Consider the following 18,297-nt stretch of genomic DNA (forward strand, 5'->3'; position numbering starts at 1 on the left):
CGAACGGAACCGTCTTGCCATCTCCAGTGGATCCGGCCGGATTCCTTCGAGACTGCTCCGGCGGGGGTAGTGCCGGCTCGGGAGTTGGTAAAACTCCGGGACCTGCTTGGGGAGCCCATCAGCTCCCGTATCGCCCGTGCGCCATTTTCAGTCGGGTCTTGCTGCAACCTGTATCGCCCGATCCCTCGGGCGCGACCTCCGGCCTCTAACCGAAGGTTCTGCTCTTGAAACTACGCTTATGGAGGGATAAAGAAAAGCAAAAAGAATAAAAAATGATCACCGACCCCGTAACCGGGTCAGGCCACCGGGGTGGCACCTTAAGCCGGTGTTCAGGCGCGCAGGCGTTCCGGATCTTCCCGGGGGCGCAGCTGATTCTCGATGAACTGCACGAACGCCCGGGTTTTCGCCGGCACCAATTGGCGGCCGCCGTAGATCACGTAGAAACTCAATTGAGGCATCTCGTAATCGGGCAGGACCTTGACCAATTCGCCCCGCCGCAGGTGTTCGGCGATGTCCCATTCGCTTTTCAGGGCCAGCCCGTGGCCGTCCAGAAGCCACTGCTTGAGCTGTTCGCTGTTATCGGTAACCTTGTGCGGGGCTACCTTGATGGTGTGGGTACCACCACGAGGATCACGCAGCACCCAACGGTCGCGGAAGGCGCCGTGGCAATCGAGAATCAGGCAGTCGTGCCGATGCAGCTCGCGCGGGTGGCGGGGCGCGGGCCGCCGGGCCAGGTAGTCCGGCGCGGCGCACAGGCAGCATGGGTGGGTAATCAACCTGCGCGCCACCAGGGACTGGTCGGTGGGTTCACCGGGGGAGATCACCACGTCCACACCGGAGCGGAACAGATCTTCCGGCGCGTCTCCGAGTTGCAGTTGGATCGAGACTTGCGGATAGCGGGCTCTGAATTCGGACAGCAATGGTGCCACCCGTTGGCGCCCCAGCGCGATGGAGGAGACCACTTTCAGAGTGCCGCTGGGATGGTCCAGCCGAGACATCGGCTCGCCAAGGATCGGGGTCAGCTCCGGCAGCATGTGATCGAGACTTTCGAACAGTTCACGACCATGCTCGGTAAGATGGAAGCCGCGGGCACTGCGGGCCAGCAGGCGCAGCTTCATGTGCTGTTCCAGTTGTGAGAGATACTTGCTGATCGCCGCCGCGGACATGCCGAGAACCCTGGAAGCTTCCGACAGGGTGCCGGCTTTTACCACAGCGAGAAATAGGCTGAAGTCTGGCGTCCGTTTCATCATTCTTGTCCTTCGTTCCGCACTTGTTTTTTGTTATGCGCGGAGGTGTGCCGACGGAGAAGCCTTTCTCCGACCGAGAGTCCTTGATGCACACCTCAGGAAAGCGAATTCAGTCGACTATATCACAAATCAACTTTTTGAATACGATTGTGCACGGAAGTTAACCATAGGAGAAATCAGGCGGTGAGAGCAAGTGCTATCAAGTGGCGCCAGCGGGGCCGCCGGGTTGGGGCGGTCTGGCTGTTGTCGGGTCTGCTGGCGCCGGCGGTGGCGCCGGCGGAGCAGGTCACGCTGTGCGTCGAGGGCGTGCCCCGGCCGATTCAGGTGGAGCTGGCGAGCACTCGCGAGGCCCGGACCCGGGGATTGATGGAGCGGGACCGGCTGGGTGAGTTTGAAGGTATGTGGTTCCGGTATGAGCGGCCGCAGCCAATGGCGAATGGATTCTGGATGTTCAACACACGCATCCCGTTGGATATCGCCTTCCTGAACCCGCGTGGCGAGATTCTGACCATCCGCACCATGGCGCCCTGTGCGCATCGGGAGTCCTTCGCCTGCCCGGTGTACCGCTCCGATGCCCCCTATGCCAGTGCTCTGGAAGTGAACGCGGGCTTTTTCCAGCGCCATGGGGTGGCGCCGGGCAGCCGGGTCGGACCGGCCGGTGACGGCAATGAATGCGCTCCAGCGGGATAGGGAAACAAGAACCTTGCCGGACGTCGCATTCCGTTCAAGGACCGGCTATGGTGAAGGGAAAGAAGAATCAAGCGAGCTGATCTATGCAACCACGTCCCGCGGCCACTCTGGCCCTGCTTCGGGACGCCCGTGAGGGCCTCGAAGTACTTATGCTGCAGCGCACCCACAAAGCGGTGTTCATGCCCGGTTTCTATGTTTTTCCTGGTGGCGCGGTGGATCGCGCCGATTCCGATCCGGCGCTGATGCCCCATCTGGGCGGTATCGATGAGGCCGCCGCCAACAGCTTATTGAATCTGGAAGCGGGCGGTCTGGGGTATCTGGTGGCGGCGATCCGTGAGTGTTTCGAGGAGGCCGGTGTGTTGCTGGCGCGGCCCGGCGATGCCGACTGGCCGGAGCCCCACCATCCGGTACTGGCCGATGACCGGGATGCGGTCATGAACGGAGAGCTGGACTGGCTGACGCTGTGCCGCCGTCACGATTTGCGTGTGCCGCTGGAGACTCTGGGGTATTTCGACCATTGGGTGACCCCGCCGGGGCCGCCGCGCCGCTTCGACACCCGTTTCTTCGTGGCCGAGGCGCCGCCGTTCCAGCAGCCGCGCCATGACGGCCAGGAAACCATCGACCATTGCTGGGTCAACCCCCGTTTGGCGCTGGACTACCATGGTGGCGGCAAGCGGCAGTTCGCCACCCCGACGTTGAGCGTGCTGCGTCGTCTTGGACAGTTCGATTCGGTGACGGCGGTGCTGGAATACGCCAGCGTGCACAGCCCGCGGCGGATGGCGCCACTGAGCGAAGAAGACGCCGCCGAGCGCTTCGTCTCGCAGAGCTGAAAGAGAGTTGACAGTTGATAGTGGACAGTTGACGGCGAAAAAAGAGCGAGGTCCGGGCGTCACACGGTGACGGAGCAGGTCGCTTACACGCTTATTCGCTGCCAAGGCAGCTGCCCGCGGAGGGAGCTATGGAGCCGCTGTGGGAAGCTGCCTTGGCAACGAAGAAGTGCTCAAACGCCTTGATCGCGATTTTATTTCAGTCCCGGTAGCGCTTGGTGAGATCGCCGTAGGCATCCACGCGGCGGTCACGCAGGTATGGCCAGATTCGCCGCACCGCTTCGCTGCGGCGAGTGTCCACATCGACCACCAGCACGGTCTCCTCGTCGCCGCCGGCCCGGGCCAGGAATTCACCCTGCGGGCCACAGACAAAACTGTTGCCCCAGAACTGAATGCCGTCATCGCCGTTCGGACTGCTCTCGAAGCCGGTGCGGTTGGCCACCAGCACCGGCACGCCGTTGGCGACGCCGTGGGCGCGCTGCACCGTGATCCAGGCGTCCAACTGACGTTGTTGCTCGGCGTCATCGTCATTGCGGTCCCAGCCGATGGCGGTGGGGTAGAGCAGCAGTTCGGCGCCGGCCAGCGCCATCAGCCGGGCCGCTTCCGGATACCACTGGTCCCAGCACACCAGCACGCCCAGCTTGCCGACGCTGGTCTGAATCGGCGTGAAACCGGAGTGGCCGTCATTGAAAGTGGCGTCGCCGGGGGTGAAGTAGAATTTCTCGTAGAAGCCGGGGTCGTCGGGAATGTGCATCTTGCGATAAATGCCCGCCAGGGTGCCGTCCCGTTCCAGTACCACCGCCGTGTTGTGGTAGAGGCCGGCGGCGCGTTTTTCGAACAGACTGCCGACGATGACGATGTTCAGTTCCCGGGCCAGAGCGCCGAGCCGTTCGGTGCCGGGGCCGGGGATCGGCTCGGCCAGGTCGAATACCGAGGTGTCCTCGGTCTGGCAGAAATAGAGGCTGCGGTGCAACTCCTGCAGCAGTACCAACTCCGCCCCGTCGGCGGCGGCCCGCCGCACCAGATCCAGGGATTTTTCCAGGTTGGCTTCCAGGTCGTTGCCGTTGCTTTGTTGAACGATAGCGATCCGCATGTCAGTCCTCCAGCACGCCTTCCGGTAATTGCATGGTAACGCAATGCAGGCTGCCGCCCTGTTCGATCAGCGCACGGCAGGGAATGCCGATCACCGGGCGGCTGCCCGCCGCCAGTTGCAGCGCGGCCAGCGCCGCTTCATCGGTGGGGCACTGATAGGTGGGCATCAGGATCGCCTGGTTGGTGATCAGGAAGTTGGCGTAGGTGGCCGGCAACCGCTCGCGGTCGTCATTGTACTGCGACGACACCATCGGCAACGGCGCCAGCGTCAAACCATTCTGCTCGGCCAGTACCTGAAGTTCCCGTTCCATGGCAGCCAGGGCGGGGTAGTGGCTGTCGCTGTCGTCCTGGCACTGCACATAGGCAATGGTGGTGGGATTGACGAAGCGGGCCAGGGTGTCCACGTGGGCATCGGTGTCGTCGCCTTCAAGATGGCCATGTTCCAGCCACCAGATGCGCTCCACGCCGAGATGTTCGCGCAGGGCAGTCTCCAGGGACTGCTGATCCAGATCCGGATTGCGGTTGGGATGGCTGAGGCAGTGGCGGGTGGTGAGCAGCGTGCCCTGGCCATCGGTATCGATGGAACCGCCTTCCAGAACCAGCTCGACCCCCTCCAGGGGGACCCGCCAGGGTAGCCGGCCATTGAGGGCGTTATCGCGTTCCGCCGGAAACTTGTCACCCCAGCCATTGAAGCGGAAATCCAGCAATCGCGGGGCGCCATCGTCGGTCACCGCGATGGGGCCGAAATCCCGCGCCCAGGTATCGTCGTAGTCGGCGTGGATCACGTGCAGCCGCGCCAGATTGGCGCCGGCGGCGCTCAGGCTCTCGCGGGCGCGGGCTTCCGCCGCCAGGTCGCGGCACAGCAGCAGCACGTTTTCGTGGCCGAGGATGGCGCCGATCAGAGCGGTGAAGCTCTGCTCGGCCTCTTCCAGCTGCCCGGCCCAGTCGGTATTGACGTCCGGCCAGGCCAGGAGCACGCCCCATTGAGGATGCCATTCAGGAAGCAGGCGGCGCATGATATCGGGTTCCAAGAAGGGATGGCCCGCGATTGTGGTATCGCCTGAAGGCGCCGTCAACTGGCCGCGATGTGGTGGCCTCCGGTGTTGGGTAATCGCTTGCCGGCCCGCTCCCACGGCGGCCCCGTGGCGCAAACCGTGGGAGCCAGCCCGCTGGTGAGTATCGGTCGACGGTTTTACTGGCGCGCCGCCTCGCCGCCCTGATCCGTGGCCGGACGGTCGTCCATGACAATGCGCCCGGTGACCGGGTCGAAGCGGAATTGGCCGTCGTCACCGCCGTCCCCGGTATCGCTGGCGGCATCATCGCGCGGCGCCGTCGATGGGGCGGTGCTGTCCCGGGCGGTTTCGGGAGCGAGCGGCGGGGGAGAGGATTGCTCGTTGCCGGCGGCGTCGCTGGAATCCTTGTCTTCGGTATCGTCGATGCCATCGGCCGGCCTGGCGGTGTCCGTGGTTTCGCTCAATGACCGGGTGACGCTGTGCAGCACCACCTGATTCTCGAAGTAAACGGTGTAGTCCGGATAAACCCAGCGGCTGATTGGCGGTTGGCCCACCGGCCCCTTGGTGTCCCGCGGGGCGCCGAACTGCGCCCGCACCTGGGCCTGGGTCATGCCACGTTGAGGCGCTTCTCCGGCCAGCACCGGGCCGCTCCCCGCCAGCGCCAACAGCGCCACGACGATTCTTATCATGGTGTATCCCCCCAACAACTTAAAAAAGGAATCCGGCCTGGCGACGGAGGCCGCCGGATCAATAAAAACGCGGATCATTGAATCAATTGTGATTTGCGTGGTCGAGGATACTGGTCACAAAGCGAGTTGAGGTGATCCGACCAGGGGACGAGACCGAAAGCAGTTTCGTCATATCAGCAATAGTGCTTAAATGCGCGCCATGTTTCGACCATTCTCTCTCTATGTTGGCCTGCGTTATACCGGTGCCCGGGCCCGCAACAGTTTTATTTCCGTTATCACGCTGATTTCGGCCCTGGGGCTGATGTTGGGAGTGGCGGTCCTGATCACCGTGCTGTCGGTGATGAACGGCTTTGACCGGGAATTGCAGACCCGCATCCTCGGCATGGTGACGCACCTGTCGGTCTACGGGCGCGAACCGGTCAATGACTGGCGGCAGTTGGCGGATCAGATCGAGGGTTACCCCGGAGTGGAGGCGGTGGCGCCGTTTCGGCAGTTGGAGGGCATGCTGACCTTTGACGGTAATGTGGCCGGGGCGCTGATTTCCGGGATCGAGCCGAAGGCGGAGCGCCAGGTGTCGATCGTCGGTGACATGATGTGGGAAGGGGAGTTCGATGCCCTGGAGCCCGGCAGTTTCGGCGTGGTGTTGGGCTACGGCCTGGCGCGTAAGCTGAGCGCGGAAGTCGGGGACAAGGTCACTCTGGTGCTGCCCGAGGCGACGGTGTCGCCGGCGGGCGTGATGCCGCGCTTCAAACGCTTCACCGTGGCGGGTATTTTCCGTGCCCGCGCCGAGGTGGATTCACTCTATGCCTACGTCAATGTGGACGACGCCGCCCGCCTGGCCCGCCAGCCAGGCACCGTCGAAGGGGTGCATTTGCGGCTCACGGATCTGTTCGCCGCTCCCCAGGTAGGCTGGGAGCTGCAGCAGAGCCTCGGCTATGGCTACTACACCAGTGACTGGACCCGCACCCACGGTAATCTGTTCCAGGCCATCAAGATGGAAAAAACCATGATGACGCTGTTGCTCAGCTTCATCGTCGCGGTGGCCGCCTTCAACATCATTTCCAGTCAGGTGATGCTGGTCACCGAGAAACGCGGCAACATCGCGGTGATGCGCACGCTGGGGGCGTCGCCTGGCGCGATCATGCGAATTTTCATGGTGCAGGGCACCGTGGTGGGTATGGTCGGGACTCTTCTTGGTACCGCCCTGGGGATCGGGCTGGCGAAAAATGTCAGTGCCTTGGCGCAATGGATCGAGAGTACCTTCAACGCCCATTTGTTTGACGCCTATTTCGTTAATTATCTGCCGTCCGAATTGCAGTGGAGTGATGTCGGCATCATCGTCGGTATCGCGATGCTGATCAGTTTCTCGGCCACTTTATATCCGTCCTGGCGCGCCAGCCGGGTGCACCCGGCGGAGGCACTGCGTTATGAATGATACCGTGTTGCATGCCCAAGGGCTGATCAAGAGCTATCAGGAAGGACGGGGTGAGCTGCGGGTGCTCAATGGCGTGGAATTGCATGTGCGGCGCGGCGACATGGCGGCCATCATCGGCGCTTCCGGTTCCGGCAAATCCACTCTGCTGAACCTGCTCGGCGGCCTGGATGTTCCCACCCGCGGCAGTGTCACCATCGGTGGCCAGCCGTTGGCGGGGATGAACGAGCGGGCGCTGGGGCAGGTGCGCAACCGCTATCTTGGCTTCGTCTATCAGTTTCATCATTTATTGCCGGAGTTCACCGCTCTGGAGAACGTGGCCATGCCGTTGCTGATTCGTGGCGAGTTGCCCAAACAGGCCACCGAGCGTGCCGAGCAGGTGTTGTCCCGAGTGGGGCTGGGTGAGCGGCTGCGGCACAAGCCTTCCATGCTCAGCGGCGGTGAACGTCAGCGGGTGGCGATTGCCCGGGCACTGGTCACTGATCCGGCACTGGTGATGGCGGATGAGCCCACCGGTAATCTGGACGAGCGCACCGCCGCCCAGGTCCAGGACTTGATGCTGGAACTCAATCAAACGTTGGGAACGGCCTTCCTGCTGGTGACCCACGCGCCGGATTTCGCCAGCCGTTGTCATACCCGCCATGAATTACACGACGGTCTGCTCAGACCACTGGATTGAGCTTTTACACGCACGCCATTCGCTGCCAAGGCAGCTTCCCACGGAAAGGGCTACGGAGCCGCTGTGGGAAGCTGCCTTGGCAGCGAATGGCGTGATTTCATGTCTCCACGTTCATGGAGCGTGATGTTTCCGTGATGGAAAAGCGGGCCCGAAGGCCCGCCCACCACCTCACCGCATCATGTGCAGGAAGTGCATGTGTTTCTCATACTGATCGAGCACGTCGCCGATCACCTGCTCACGGGTAAAGCCCATCAGATCGTAATCCTGACCACCTTCACTGAGGAACACGTCGGCGCGATAGTAGCGATCGCTTTCCGCCTTGCGTTTGGAGTGCTCCAACTGACGCATGCTGATGGACGGCCGGGTATAGCCGCGTACCCGCACACCGTAGACAAAGTCCATTTCCTGCCCCAGGTCCACGGTCAGATAAACCCGATCCCCTTCGTCGCTCTCGCTGACCTCGACCTTGAGACCATGGCCACGCAACTCGTCGGCCACTGACTGCAAGGCCGGAGCCGCGACCTCCGCCACGTACTGCATCACGCGTGCCTTGTCCGGGAAGCTGACCACGCCGCGCAGACGCGCCTTCCAGCCTCCGGTGGGGGTGCTGTGGCCCATGTGCACGGCGGGCGGCGGTGCCAGCGAGGCCTGGAAGCTGAGCTTGCGAATGCCTTCCACCTTGAGTGACCGCAGCAGGCCGACACAGGCCACCAGCAGCACTACCGAGAACGGAAGCGCCAGAGCAATGGTGGCGGACTGTAGCGCGCCGAGGCCGCCGGCGAGCATTAGCGCGATGGCCACGATCCCCTCGGAACTGGCCCAGAACACCCGCTGCCATACCGGTGTGTCGTCGTGTCCGCCGGAGGCGAGCATGTCGACGACCATGGAACCGGAATCGGAAGAGGTAACAAAGAACACCACCACCATCAGAGTGGCGATGGAGGACACCAGGCCGGACCAGGGGAACTGTTCCAGGAAGTGGAACAACGCCACCGCTTCGTCCGCTTTCACCTGGGCGCCCAGGTTTTCGTAGACGCCGGTGAGAATCATATTGATGGCGGTATCGCCGAACACGGTCATCCAGAACAGGGTGAAGGCGGCGGGGACCAGCATCACGCCGAGCGCGAATTCGCGAATGGTGCGGCCGCGCGAGATACGGGCGATGAACATACCGACGAACGGCGACCAGGAAATCCACCAGCCCCAGTAGAACAGGGTCCAGCCACTGATCCAGCCTTGCGGTCCGCCACCGTCCTCGGCCACGGGCTGGTAGGCGTAGAGGTTGAAGGTCATATCCACCAGAGTGGACAGATAGGAACCCAGGTTCTGCACGTAGGTTTTCAGCAGGAACAGGGTCGGGCCCAGACAGAGCACGAACATCAACAGCAGGAAGGCGAGCGCCAGATTCAGTTCCGAGAGCCGGCGTATCCCGGCATCCAGGCCGGTGACCACCGATAAGGTGGCCAGCGCGGTGATGGAGATGATCAGCACCACCCTCATGTTCTCGGTGTCGGGCAGATCAAACAAGTAGTGGAGGCCGGCGTTGACCTGTTCCACGCCAAGGCCGAGAGACGTCGCCACGCCGAACACCGTCCCGACCACCGCGAAGATGTCCACCAGGTGCCCCCAGAACCCGTAAATGCGTTTGCCGATCAGGGGGTATAGCGCGGATCGTAGTGTCAGAGGCAAACCGTGACGGAAGCTGAAGTAACCGAGGATCATCGCCACCACGGCGTAGATGGACCAGGCATGCAACCCCCAATGGAAGAAGGTGATGCGCATGGCCTCCTTGGCGGCATCGATGGTGCCGGGTTCGGCCATTGGTGGCGACATGTAATGCAACACCGGCTCGGCCACGCCATAGAACATCAGGCCGATACCCATGCCGGCGGAAAACAGCATGGCGAACCAGGACGCGTAACTGTAGTCCGGCTCGGAATGATCCGGCCCGAGCTTGATATCGCCGTAGCGGCTGACGATTAAAAACACCACCAACGCGAGAATAATTGCAACGGTGAGAATGTAAAACCAACTGGCGTATTGGGTAACACCTGTCTTGAGATCACCGAAGAATTCAGCGGCGGGTTTTTTGAATAAAACCGAAAACAGCACCAGACCGACAATAATGACGACGGAGGTGATAAAAACCGGCGGATTAATTTTGAGGTTCGAGGAAACCTCTTCAGTGGGATTGGAGTCCATGCAGGTTCCTTATCCTGGAGAAAATCAGTACTGCGATTTTTTCTTAACAATCAGAAAAATAGTTCGTACCCTGGAACAGGGTAACAATTTGAGGTGGGAGCGTCGAATGAAGGCAGTTAATAGGGAACAGTGAATAGTTAACAGCGAAAATCAAAAACATTGCGTAGCCGGGGGACGATTGCGTATCGATAACGTCTGGCCGCAGCCGAGAAGCGGCTTGTTTTCTTGATGACGATAATGTCGCGCAAGGCTTTGGACGCGGCCTCTGTACTATCTGCGTGGAAGGATCCGCCACGCGAAACTATTCACTATTCATTGTTCCTTATTAACTGCTTTTCACAGTCTCCCCGCCCGTTTCAAAGCCAGATAGGTCTGCCCAAGGCGTTCGGCGAGGTGCTCCGGGGTGGCGGCGACGATATTGGCGCCGGCGCGGCGCAGGCGCACATGCAGGGCTCTCCGCTGTTCCTGTTCCTGAGCGTCCGCCGCCAGCCGCAGAGCATCGTCCAGGTCCTGGACCGGCGCCTGGTGCAATGCTTCCTGCTCCGGCGGACGGATGTCCGCCACCATCACCAGATGGCGTCGACTCAGCAGCGTCACCGCGGCAAGCAGATCGTCGGCGTCCTCCGGGTGCAGCCGGCTGACCAGCACCACCAGGGAGCGGCGTTGCCAGCGGCCATGGAAGTAGCGGGCGGCCTGGCTGAAATCACTGGCGTGTTCCTGGGGATGAACGTCATAAAAGCCTTTCAGCAGGGTTTGAATGCCATCGGGGCCGTGCACCGGTGACAGCCAGCGCGGGGTGTCCCGGGAGAACAACAGGCTGCCCACCCGGTCGCCTTGACGAAGCGCCGACCAGGCCAGCAACAAGGTGGCGTTGAGCCCGTGGTCGAACAGGGTCAGATCACCTACTGGCAGCTTCATCCGCCGCCCGGCGTCCAACAGCACCCACAGGCTCTGGTTCTGTTCATCCTGATAGTGACGGGTGATCAGGTGACGGCGGCGGGCGCTGGCTTTCCAGTCGATGCGGCGCGGGCTGTCGCCGGGCTGATATTCCCGCAGCTCGTGGAACTCCAGTCCCTGGCCGCGGCGTGGCTGCTGGCGATTGCCGAAACGCAACTGGCTTTTGTCCACCGCCAGGGCCGCCCGGGCGATCGGTGAGAAGTCCGGATACACCGGCACGGTGCGGGCGGCGGCCACCCGGCGGCGGCCTTGCCACAGACGCGCCGGGGACGGCAGCCACACTTCGATATCGCCGAACGCCACCGGGCCGCGCCGGGAGGGACGGTAGCGATAACGGACCTCGGTGAGGTCCGCGGCGAGGGTCACGTCCCGGGGCAGGCCGGTATGGCTGTCATCATCGGGGTGATGATCGGCCAGACTCCAGACCTCGCCGGGTTTGCCGCCGCTCAGGCGCAGGGTGATGGTCTGCGGCACCCCTACCGACAGGGCGGCGGGCAGCGAGCGCTCGGCGGCAGGGGCCGGCCGTGCACTCAGGCGCAGGGCGTCCAGCGTCGCCCATAAGGCCAGCGCCAGCCCGGCCAGCACCCAGCCCAGCAAGGCACTGTCGCGCCATCCAGGGGCGAAGGCCGCCGCCAGTACCGGTAGCAGGCCCAGCGCCGCCCAACCCAGCAGCAGCAACAGCAGTCGTGACCCGGGTCTCATTGACGCGGGGCCTCCACTTGCTCCAGCAAATGGGCCAGCACGGTCTCCACGGTCTGGCCCTCCAGTTCCGCGTCCACGCCCAGGCGCAGACGGTGGCGCAGCACCGGCGGCGCCACCGCCTTGATGTCATCGGGAATGACAAAATCGCGGCCGTCCAGCAGGGCATAGCTCTTCGCCGCCCGGGCCAGGGCGATGCTGGCCCTCGGGCTCGCGCCCTGGACCAGGGCCGGGTGATCGCGGGTGGCGCGGGCCAGGCGCAGCAGGTAATCGAGGATGGCGTCGTCCAGCAGCACCTGCTCCGCCCAGTGGCTCAAGGAAAGCACGCCGGCGCTGTCGGTGACGGCACTGAGCCCGGCGTTGTCGAGACTGTCCGCCAGGGTGCCGTCCAGCACCATGCGCAGCATCCGGGCCTCGTCGTCCTGTTCCGGATAGCCGATCAGGATCTTGAACAGAAAACGGTCCAGCTCCGCCTCCGGCAACGGGTAGGTCCCCTCCTGGTCCAGCGGGTTCTGGGTGGCCATGACCACGAACGGCGGCGCCAGACTGAAGCTTTCGCCCTCGATGGTGATCTGCCGCTCCTGCATCACCTCCAGCAAGGCTGCCTGGGTCTTGGCCGGCGCCCGGTTGATCTCGTCCGCCAGCAGCAGATTGGTGAAGGCCGGTCCCTTGCGGATATGGAAGGTGGCGTTGCCGGCGTCATAGATAGCGTGGCCGGTGACGTCGGTGGGCATCAGATCCGGGGTGAACTGGATGCGCTGGAAATCGAGCTTGAGCACCCGCGCCAGGCTCCGCGCCAGCAGCGTTTTTCCCAGCCCCGGCACGCCTTCGATCAGCACGTGCCCGCCGGTGATCAGGGCGATCAGCACCTGGCGGGTGACTTCGGGTTGCCCGATCAGCACCCGGTTGAGCTGGGCCTCGATCTCGGCGGCCAGGGTGGTGGCCTGTTCCAGGGTTTCGGCGGTCTTCATGGTTGACTCCTGATCCTCTGCCTGACCTGTTGCAACAGCGCCACCATGGCCACGCACTGAGCGCGGTCGGTGGGGGTTTGCTCCAGGGCTTGGGAAAGCGTGTGTTCGGGGATGTCCAGACGTTTGGCGGCGAGCGCCAGGGCCCGGGCCGGGTCCGCGTGTTGCAGGGCGATGCGACGTTGAATCTGCTGACGCAGGGAGGCCAGCAACCGGTCACTTTGGCCGGTGCGCCAATGGAAATGGCCAATCGCTCGTAAGTGGCCGAGGTAATCGGTGTGCTGCCGGGCGGGATCGCGCCACAACGGGCCGCGTCGCGGCAGTCGCCGCCATAACCAGAACGCCAGCGCCAGTATCAAAGCGAAAATGGCGGGCCAGAATCGCTCCCACAGCCATATGGGCAGCGGTGGGATATCGATTCCCCGCACGAACCACACCGGCCCCGGGGCGGTCAGATCCGCCAGCAGACGGGCGTGATCGAAGTGGTGCAGGTGCTGGTTGTCCCACAGCCCCAGTTCGGTCAGCACGGTGACGGTGCCGGCGCCCGCCCGGAAGCGCAGCAGGGTTTCGCCGGTATCGTTGCTGGCCGAGGCCGCCAGCCACTGATCCGGCCCGCCGGTAGCGGTGTCCTCCGGCAAGGGGGTGTACAGGAGACGGCTCGGCGTCTCACTTTGCAACCGCCGGGGGTGGTCTCCGAGGTTGTGGGTCACCGCCGGTGGTTGCCAGTGCCCTGGTGCCTCGCAGGTAAGCACCTCGCATTGATGCAGCCGTTCCTCGGAGGCGTCGCCGCTGAGGCAATACTCCAAAAACCAGTCTTCCATCGGCCGGAAACGGTCGAACAGCTGCACCAGCGGGTCGTCTTCAGTGTCCTCGAGGGGAAGCGCCTCGACCGTCACCCCGAACAGGGACAGCAGTGGGTCGGGATCGCGCTGCTGTCCCTGTTCGGCTTCGTGCTGCTCGCTTTCCGCCTCTTCAGCCTCTTCAGCCTCGTCCGCCTCGTCGAACCAGGCGTCCAAGGGCGGCTGGTAGCGGCCGGCGATAATCAGATTGCCGCCGTCGTGAACCCAGTTGAGCAGATCCAACTGCCGTTCATAGCCCAGGGAGCCACGGTCGCCGTCGAGGATCAGGGTGGTATCGGTGTCCGGTAATGGAAACAACGCCCGGGTACTGAAGATGCGGCGGCTGGGCCGTCCCCAGCGGTCCAGCAGCTGCTGCGCGGCGAGATACGGGTTGTTGCGCACGCCGGCGTCCGGTGAGGCCGGCGCGGCGTATTGCACCGGTACCGTGGCCCAGAAGTAGCCCGCCACCAGGGCCACCAACAGCACCAGAACAAGGTAGGGCCACCGGCGCTTCATGGTGCCACCTCCGCGCTGTGCAGCTGTTGCCAGCGCAGCAGCAACTGGCGCGCCTGATCCGGTGTCACCGGCTGGTGGGCCCAGGCAACGCGTGTCCATTGCCGCACCAGCTCTTCCAGATAGGTGACCCTGGCGTCATCACCGAGCTGGCGGCGATAGGCGTTCAGACAATCCCGCTCGGTGGCGCCGGGGGTGAGCCGGGTGGGGTGGCTCTGAAACAGGGTCACCAGAGCATGGCGCAACAGCAACGCCAGCGCCGCGCGCACATCGTCACCGGCCAGCGCCTGTTCCACCTCGTTACCCAGATCGTCCGGCAGGGACTCGGCGCGGGTATCCAGGCCCGCCACGCTCACCGGCATCTCCAGGGACCTGGAGCGGCCGCCTTTCAGGGCGCCGTGGTTGCGGAACAGGGCCAGCAGCAGGAACACGATCAGGGCCACCAGCACCAGAGTGGAGAGGACCGTGACCAGTTGATCCGGCATTTGCCAGTCATCGCCGGCACGGTCGCGATCCGCGTTGTCGTTGTTGAACAACCCATCGAGCAGGCGGTTCCAGAGGCTGTCCTTGTCATCGCCGCGCAAGGATGGGCGCAGTTGGCGCTCCTCGCGGATTTCCATTGGCATGAACCGTTCGTCGGCGAGCAGTTCGGTGGCCGCTTGTTTGGGGTTTTCCGGTTCGGCCGCCATTACGGGTGCCGGATGCGGCACCAGGGTGAGCATCACCAGTAACGCCAGGGTGGTGACGCCGAGCGCGCGGCGCCGTTGGCCAATACGGTCCAACCCCAGTTGCAGATCCCAGCCTTCCAGCCAGGTGCGCTGGTTGAGGTAGAGCGAAAAGGCGGCCGCCACGTAGAGCGGCTCGGTGATGGTCAGCGTCAGATACCAGGCCAGCGCCGCCAGGCTCAGGTGCAGATCACTCTGCTCGCTGAACCAGACGCTGAACTCCATATTGAAGTCCCAGGGCACCAGCGTCAGTGCCAGCACCAGCAAGCCGGTCAGCAGCACCTGCTCAAGCGCCACCATCAAACCCATGAGCGTGCCGGCCCGCTGTCCCGGCGGACGTAACAGCACCTGGATGCGGGCCGAGGCCTGGGCGCCACGGCATCCTTCCAACTGCCAGATGCCGGTCAGCAGGCCCCGGAACGGGCTCAGCCGGCGCCAGGTCAGCTGCCCCGCCAGGCCGTTCAGGCCATAGCCGGGAAAGCGTTTGAGCAGGGCCCAGGCGTTGGGGTAATCACCGAACAAGGCATGGCTGAAGAACGCCAGCAGTGGTCTTTCCCACAGTGGCTTCAACCACCAGAACACCACTATCGGCCAGAGACTTTCCAGACTGATGGACAGGGCGCAAAGCAGGGCGTAGGGCAGGGCCGTGAACAACAGCCATACCAGGGTGACCTGGCGCCACCAGCGGCGGTAGAAACGGGTGCCCAGATCCATGGCCTGCCAGGGGGAACGGGGGGCCAGACGGGCGCACAGGTTATTCAGATCCATGACGCCCCGCGAACAGCAAATAGAAATAGAGCAGGGCCCAACTGATGCCGCCGACGGTGTATTTGATCTGGGCATCCAGCTCCCGTGAGGACCAGAACGCCTCGATCATCGCCGCCAGTACCAGCAGCAGGAACACGCCGTACATGACCGGAAGTGTTTCCCGCGCCGCCCGGCGCAAGGCGTCCACCCGTCGCCAGGAGCCCGGCGCCACCAGCGACCAGCCCAGGCGCAGCCCGGCGCCGCCGGCCAGCACGATGGCGGTCAACTCCGGGGCCCCATGGGCAATGACGAAGGTATAGAACGGCTGGCCAGCGCCCACCAGTGTCAGATGGGCGGCGGCGGCGCCGAGGAAACTGCCGTTGAACAGCATCACCACCAGGGCGCCGATGCCGAACAGCAGCCCGCCGGCGAAGGTGCGGAAGGCGATGCCGATGTTGTTGTAGATGTAGTAGCCGAACATCATCAGATCGTCGGCCCGGTTGCGGTCGCTGCTGTCACGCAGATCCGGATGGTACATGTTTTCCAGATCGCTGATGCCGTTGCCGTCCACCACCGTGTGCACCAGCTCGGGGTCATGCAGGATCATGGCCGCCACCACCCCGGCGGACAGCACGAAGGCGAGGGCACTGATCAGATGCCAGCGCCACATGGCGCGCACCGCTCTCGGGAAACCGCCGCGCAGGAACGCCGCCAGCCCCGGCATCAGCGGCGCCCGGTGGCGGTAGAGTTGGCGATGGGCGCGCAGCATCAGGTCGTTCAGGTAGTCCTGCAGCACCAGGCTGTAGCCCCGTTCCCGCGACAGCGCCAACTGATGGCAAAGGTCCTGGTAATCACCGGTGAAGCGCGCCAAATCCACCTTCTTGGGGCGCTGCTTTTTCTCCAGTGCGGTCAGGCCCTGCTCAAGGCGATGCCACTGGGGCTGATAGCGCTGTTCGAACTGACTTTGTCTCATGCCGCCCCCAGCACGTGATTGACTACCCGGCGCAAGCGCGCCAGGGCGGCCTCGTCGGCGAGTTCCGGGTAAGCCAGCCGGGCCAGTTCCCGCTGGCGCTCCTCGGACAGCCGCTGGCCGCGATCATGGAAGGCCAGCAGCACCAACTGGTCGTCCCGGTTCAGCGGCCAATCCGGCGGTTCGCCGCCACCGTCACCGGGGGCCGGGCGGGCTTGCGGCGCGGGCACGTGAATCACCAGGGTATCGGCGGCGAGATCGCCCAGCCGTTGCTGGCGGGAGGACACCAGCATGACGATGAAGCCGGTCAGGTAGGCAAAAGGGAACAGGTCGGCGGTGCGCAGCAGGTTGCGCACCAGCGAGCCGCTGAAACCCACCGGCGCACCGTTGCCGTGCACCACCGCCAGGCCCATCACGGCCTTACCGGGCGTGCGCCCCTGGCGGAATACCTCGAACAGCACCGGATAGAACCATTCCAGCAGGAACAGCAGCAACAAATACAGACCGGAGCCGCCACGGCCCAATAACATCAGGGGAGTGGCCACCATCACCAGGATCAGGGCACGGATCATCAAATCGATGCCGTAGGCCATGCCGCGCGGCAGCGGCCCGGCCAGGGACAAGGTCAGCCGCGCGCCTTCCGGCGTATCGATATGCAGACGTTCATCAATCAGCACGTCCACCCCGGATCACTTGCATGGACAGTACGAACAGCACCGTGGTCAGGCTCACCTTGACGATGGCCAGGGTGCGCACTGGCGGTGGGTCCAGAACCTGTACCACGTAGCCGCAAAAATAAAACAGCAACAGAAAACACAGCCAGGTCAGTCCGCGCTTATCGGCGCTGATCACCGCCGGCATCATCAACAGCAATGGCAGGTACAAGCCGACTCCCATGATCACCGCCGCCATCCAGGGCGCGTCCGGCGGTCCCAGCCAGAACTGGTTGGCCAGCCCGATCAACAGCAGCAGGGCATAGGTGAGCCGTAGCAGCAGAATCATCGGCGCCGCTCCAGCGCCCGGGCGAGTCCGCCAAGGCGGTGGCCCAGCGCCCGCGCCAGCGTGATCTCGTCGTCACTGGGCTGGGTGCGGTTGTCGATGCCGGCCACATGGCTTGGGCCGTAGGGGGTGCCGCCGTCGCGGGTGCGGGTCAGGGCCGCTTCGCTGTAGGGTACGCCGGCCAGTACCATGCCGTGGTGAAACAGCGGCAGCATCATCGATAACAGGGTACTTTCCTGGCCGCCGTGCTGACTGGCGGAAGCGGTGAACACGCCGGCGGGTTTGCCGATCAGGTCCCCGGACATCCACAGATCGCTGGTCTGGTCGATGAAATACTTCAGCGGCGCCGCCATGTTGCCGAAGCGGGTGGGTGAGCCCAGTGCCAGCCCGGCGCAGCCGCGCAGGTCGTCAAGCGTAACATAGGGGGCGCCGCTGTCCGGTACCGCCGGCGCCGTGGCCTGGTGATCGGCGGACACCGGCGGCACGGTGCGCAGACACGCTTCCATGCCGCTGCTCTCCACGCCCCGCGCCACCTGGCGCGCCAGCTCCGCCACCGCGCCGGTGCGGCTGTAGTAGAGAACCAGGATATAAGCACTCACGATTCGATCAGCTCCATCACTTTTTCCGGCGGCCGTCCGATGACCGCGCGTTTGCCGTGGACCACCACCGGCCGTTCCAGCAACTTGGGGTAGCGAACCAGAGCGGCAATGACGGTGTTGTCGTCGGCGTCCGCATGCAGCCCCGCTTCTTCGTATTCCGCTTCCTTGACGCGCACCAGATCATGGGCGCGGGTCAATCCGAGTTGTCGGACCAGATCGCGCAGGGTATTGGCATCCGGCGGGTTGTCCAGATACTTTATCACGTTCGGCTCGATACCGTTCTCTTCCAACAGCGCCAGCGCCTGGCGGGATTTGGAACAGCGCGGATTATGATAGATGCTGTAGTCGGCCATGGCCTCGCTCCCCTTGCGAATATATGGGCGCTGCCGTCTCCGTGTCAGGCGGCGCGC

At 63.8% G+C, this 18,297-nt stretch carries 18 protein-coding genes; 4 read left to right on the forward strand and 14 right to left on the reverse strand.

Features of this window, described 5'->3' with window-relative positions; translation table 11 throughout:
• Positions 1 to 329: 329 nt before the first annotated feature.
• Positions 330 to 1,250 carry a LysR family transcriptional regulator gene (locus E0L37_RS14875; protein WP_133492503.1) on the reverse strand — a complete coding sequence of 307 codons (921 nt, stop codon included), beginning with the start codon at positions 1,248 to 1,250 and terminating at the stop codon, positions 330 to 332.
• 180 nt (positions 1,251 to 1,430) lie between these two features.
• Between E0L37_RS14875 and E0L37_RS14880 the strand changes: the two genes are divergently transcribed.
• Together E0L37_RS14880 and E0L37_RS14885 are read left to right on the forward strand one after the other, a co-directional pair.
• Positions 1,431 to 1,937: a DUF192 domain-containing protein gene (locus tag E0L37_RS14880; protein ID WP_236564095.1), complete on the forward strand. Its 507-nt coding sequence runs from the start codon at positions 1,431 to 1,433 to the stop codon at positions 1,935 to 1,937.
• Between the two features lie 83 nt (positions 1,938 to 2,020).
• A complete protein-coding gene (locus E0L37_RS14885; RefSeq protein ID WP_133492504.1) occupies positions 2,021 to 2,767 on the forward strand; it encodes an NUDIX domain-containing protein in 747 nt (248 codons plus the stop codon).
• 196 nt (positions 2,768 to 2,963) lie between these two features.
• Here the strand turns inward: E0L37_RS14885 and E0L37_RS14890 are convergent, their stop codons facing one another.
• The 3 genes from E0L37_RS14890 to E0L37_RS14900 form a co-directional block, all read right to left on the reverse strand.
• A complete protein-coding gene (locus E0L37_RS14890; protein WP_133492505.1) occupies positions 2,964 to 3,857 on the reverse strand; it encodes a carbon-nitrogen hydrolase in 894 nt (297 codons plus the stop codon).
• Position 3,858: 1 nt separating this feature from the next.
• The gene (locus E0L37_RS14895; RefSeq protein WP_133492506.1) at positions 3,859 to 4,872 is read right to left on the reverse strand and encodes an agmatine deiminase family protein; all 1,014 of its coding nucleotides are present in this window, start codon (positions 4,870 to 4,872) and stop codon (positions 3,859 to 3,861) included.
• A gap of 176 nt (positions 4,873 to 5,048) precedes the next feature.
• On the reverse strand, positions 5,049 to 5,558 hold the full coding sequence (locus tag E0L37_RS14900; protein ID WP_133492507.1) for a hypothetical protein: 510 nt from the start codon (positions 5,556 to 5,558) through the stop codon (positions 5,049 to 5,051).
• A gap of 199 nt (positions 5,559 to 5,757) precedes the next feature.
• On the opposite strand from E0L37_RS14900, the gene E0L37_RS14905 reads away from it, so the two are divergent.
• Positions 5,758 to 6,993, forward strand: coding sequence for a lipoprotein-releasing ABC transporter permease subunit (locus E0L37_RS14905; RefSeq protein WP_133492588.1), 1,236 nt, complete (start codon positions 5,758 to 5,760; stop codon positions 6,991 to 6,993).
• Positions 6,986 to 7,669 carry an ABC transporter ATP-binding protein gene (locus E0L37_RS14910; protein WP_133492508.1) on the forward strand — a complete coding sequence of 228 codons (684 nt, stop codon included), beginning with the start codon at positions 6,986 to 6,988 and terminating at the stop codon, positions 7,667 to 7,669. Before E0L37_RS14905 ends, E0L37_RS14910 begins: the two co-directional genes overlap by 8 nt.
• Positions 7,670 to 7,837: 168 nt before the next feature.
• On the opposite strand, the gene betT is transcribed toward E0L37_RS14910, so the two are convergent.
• The 10 genes from betT to arsC all read right to left on the reverse strand — a co-directional run bounded on the left by betT (position 7,838) and on the right by arsC (position 18,240).
• Positions 7,838 to 9,871: a choline BCCT transporter BetT gene (gene betT, locus E0L37_RS14915; protein ID WP_133492509.1), complete on the reverse strand. Its 2,034-nt coding sequence runs from the start codon at positions 9,869 to 9,871 to the stop codon at positions 7,838 to 7,840.
• A gap of 336 nt (positions 9,872 to 10,207) precedes the next feature.
• Entirely contained in the window at positions 10,208 to 11,530 is a 1,323-nt protein-coding gene (locus tag E0L37_RS14920) for a DUF58 domain-containing protein (protein WP_133492510.1), read from the reverse strand.
• A complete protein-coding gene (locus E0L37_RS14925; protein WP_133492511.1) occupies positions 11,527 to 12,498 on the reverse strand; it encodes a MoxR family ATPase in 972 nt (323 codons plus the stop codon). The genes E0L37_RS14920 and E0L37_RS14925 overlap by 4 nt, the downstream gene beginning before the upstream one ends.
• A complete protein-coding gene (locus E0L37_RS14930; RefSeq protein WP_133492512.1) occupies positions 12,495 to 13,850 on the reverse strand; it encodes a DUF4350 domain-containing protein in 1,356 nt (451 codons plus the stop codon). Before E0L37_RS14930 ends, E0L37_RS14925 begins: the two co-directional genes overlap by 4 nt.
• Positions 13,847 to 15,340, reverse strand: coding sequence for a DUF4129 domain-containing protein (locus E0L37_RS14935; RefSeq protein WP_133492513.1), 1,494 nt, complete (start codon positions 15,338 to 15,340; stop codon positions 13,847 to 13,849). The genes E0L37_RS14930 and E0L37_RS14935 overlap by 4 nt, the downstream gene beginning before the upstream one ends.
• A complete protein-coding gene (locus E0L37_RS14940; RefSeq protein WP_133492514.1) occupies positions 15,327 to 16,292 on the reverse strand; it encodes a stage II sporulation protein M in 966 nt (321 codons plus the stop codon). Before E0L37_RS14940 ends, E0L37_RS14935 begins: the two co-directional genes overlap by 14 nt.
• The gene (locus E0L37_RS14945) at positions 16,289 to 16,972 is read right to left on the reverse strand and encodes an RDD family protein (RefSeq protein WP_240687480.1); all 684 of its coding nucleotides are present in this window, start codon (positions 16,970 to 16,972) and stop codon (positions 16,289 to 16,291) included. Before E0L37_RS14945 ends, E0L37_RS14940 begins: the two co-directional genes overlap by 4 nt.
• The gene (locus E0L37_RS14950; protein ID WP_133492515.1) at positions 16,956 to 17,291 is read right to left on the reverse strand and encodes a DUF2069 domain-containing protein; all 336 of its coding nucleotides are present in this window, start codon (positions 17,289 to 17,291) and stop codon (positions 16,956 to 16,958) included. Before E0L37_RS14950 ends, E0L37_RS14945 begins: the two co-directional genes overlap by 17 nt.
• Positions 17,288 to 17,887 carry an NAD(P)H:quinone oxidoreductase gene (wrbA, locus tag E0L37_RS14955; RefSeq protein ID WP_014994221.1) on the reverse strand — a complete coding sequence of 200 codons (600 nt, stop codon included), beginning with the start codon at positions 17,885 to 17,887 and terminating at the stop codon, positions 17,288 to 17,290. Before wrbA ends, E0L37_RS14950 begins: the two co-directional genes overlap by 4 nt.
• The gene (gene arsC, locus E0L37_RS14960; RefSeq protein WP_133492516.1) at positions 17,884 to 18,240 is read right to left on the reverse strand and encodes an arsenate reductase (glutaredoxin); all 357 of its coding nucleotides are present in this window, start codon (positions 18,238 to 18,240) and stop codon (positions 17,884 to 17,886) included. Before arsC ends, wrbA begins: the two co-directional genes overlap by 4 nt.
• Between the last annotated feature and the right edge of the window lie 57 nt (positions 18,241 to 18,297).

The organism is Alcanivorax sp. 24, assembly GCF_004360225.1.
Lineage (GTDB): Bacteria > Pseudomonadota > Gammaproteobacteria > Pseudomonadales > Alcanivoracaceae > Alloalcanivorax > Alloalcanivorax xiamenensis.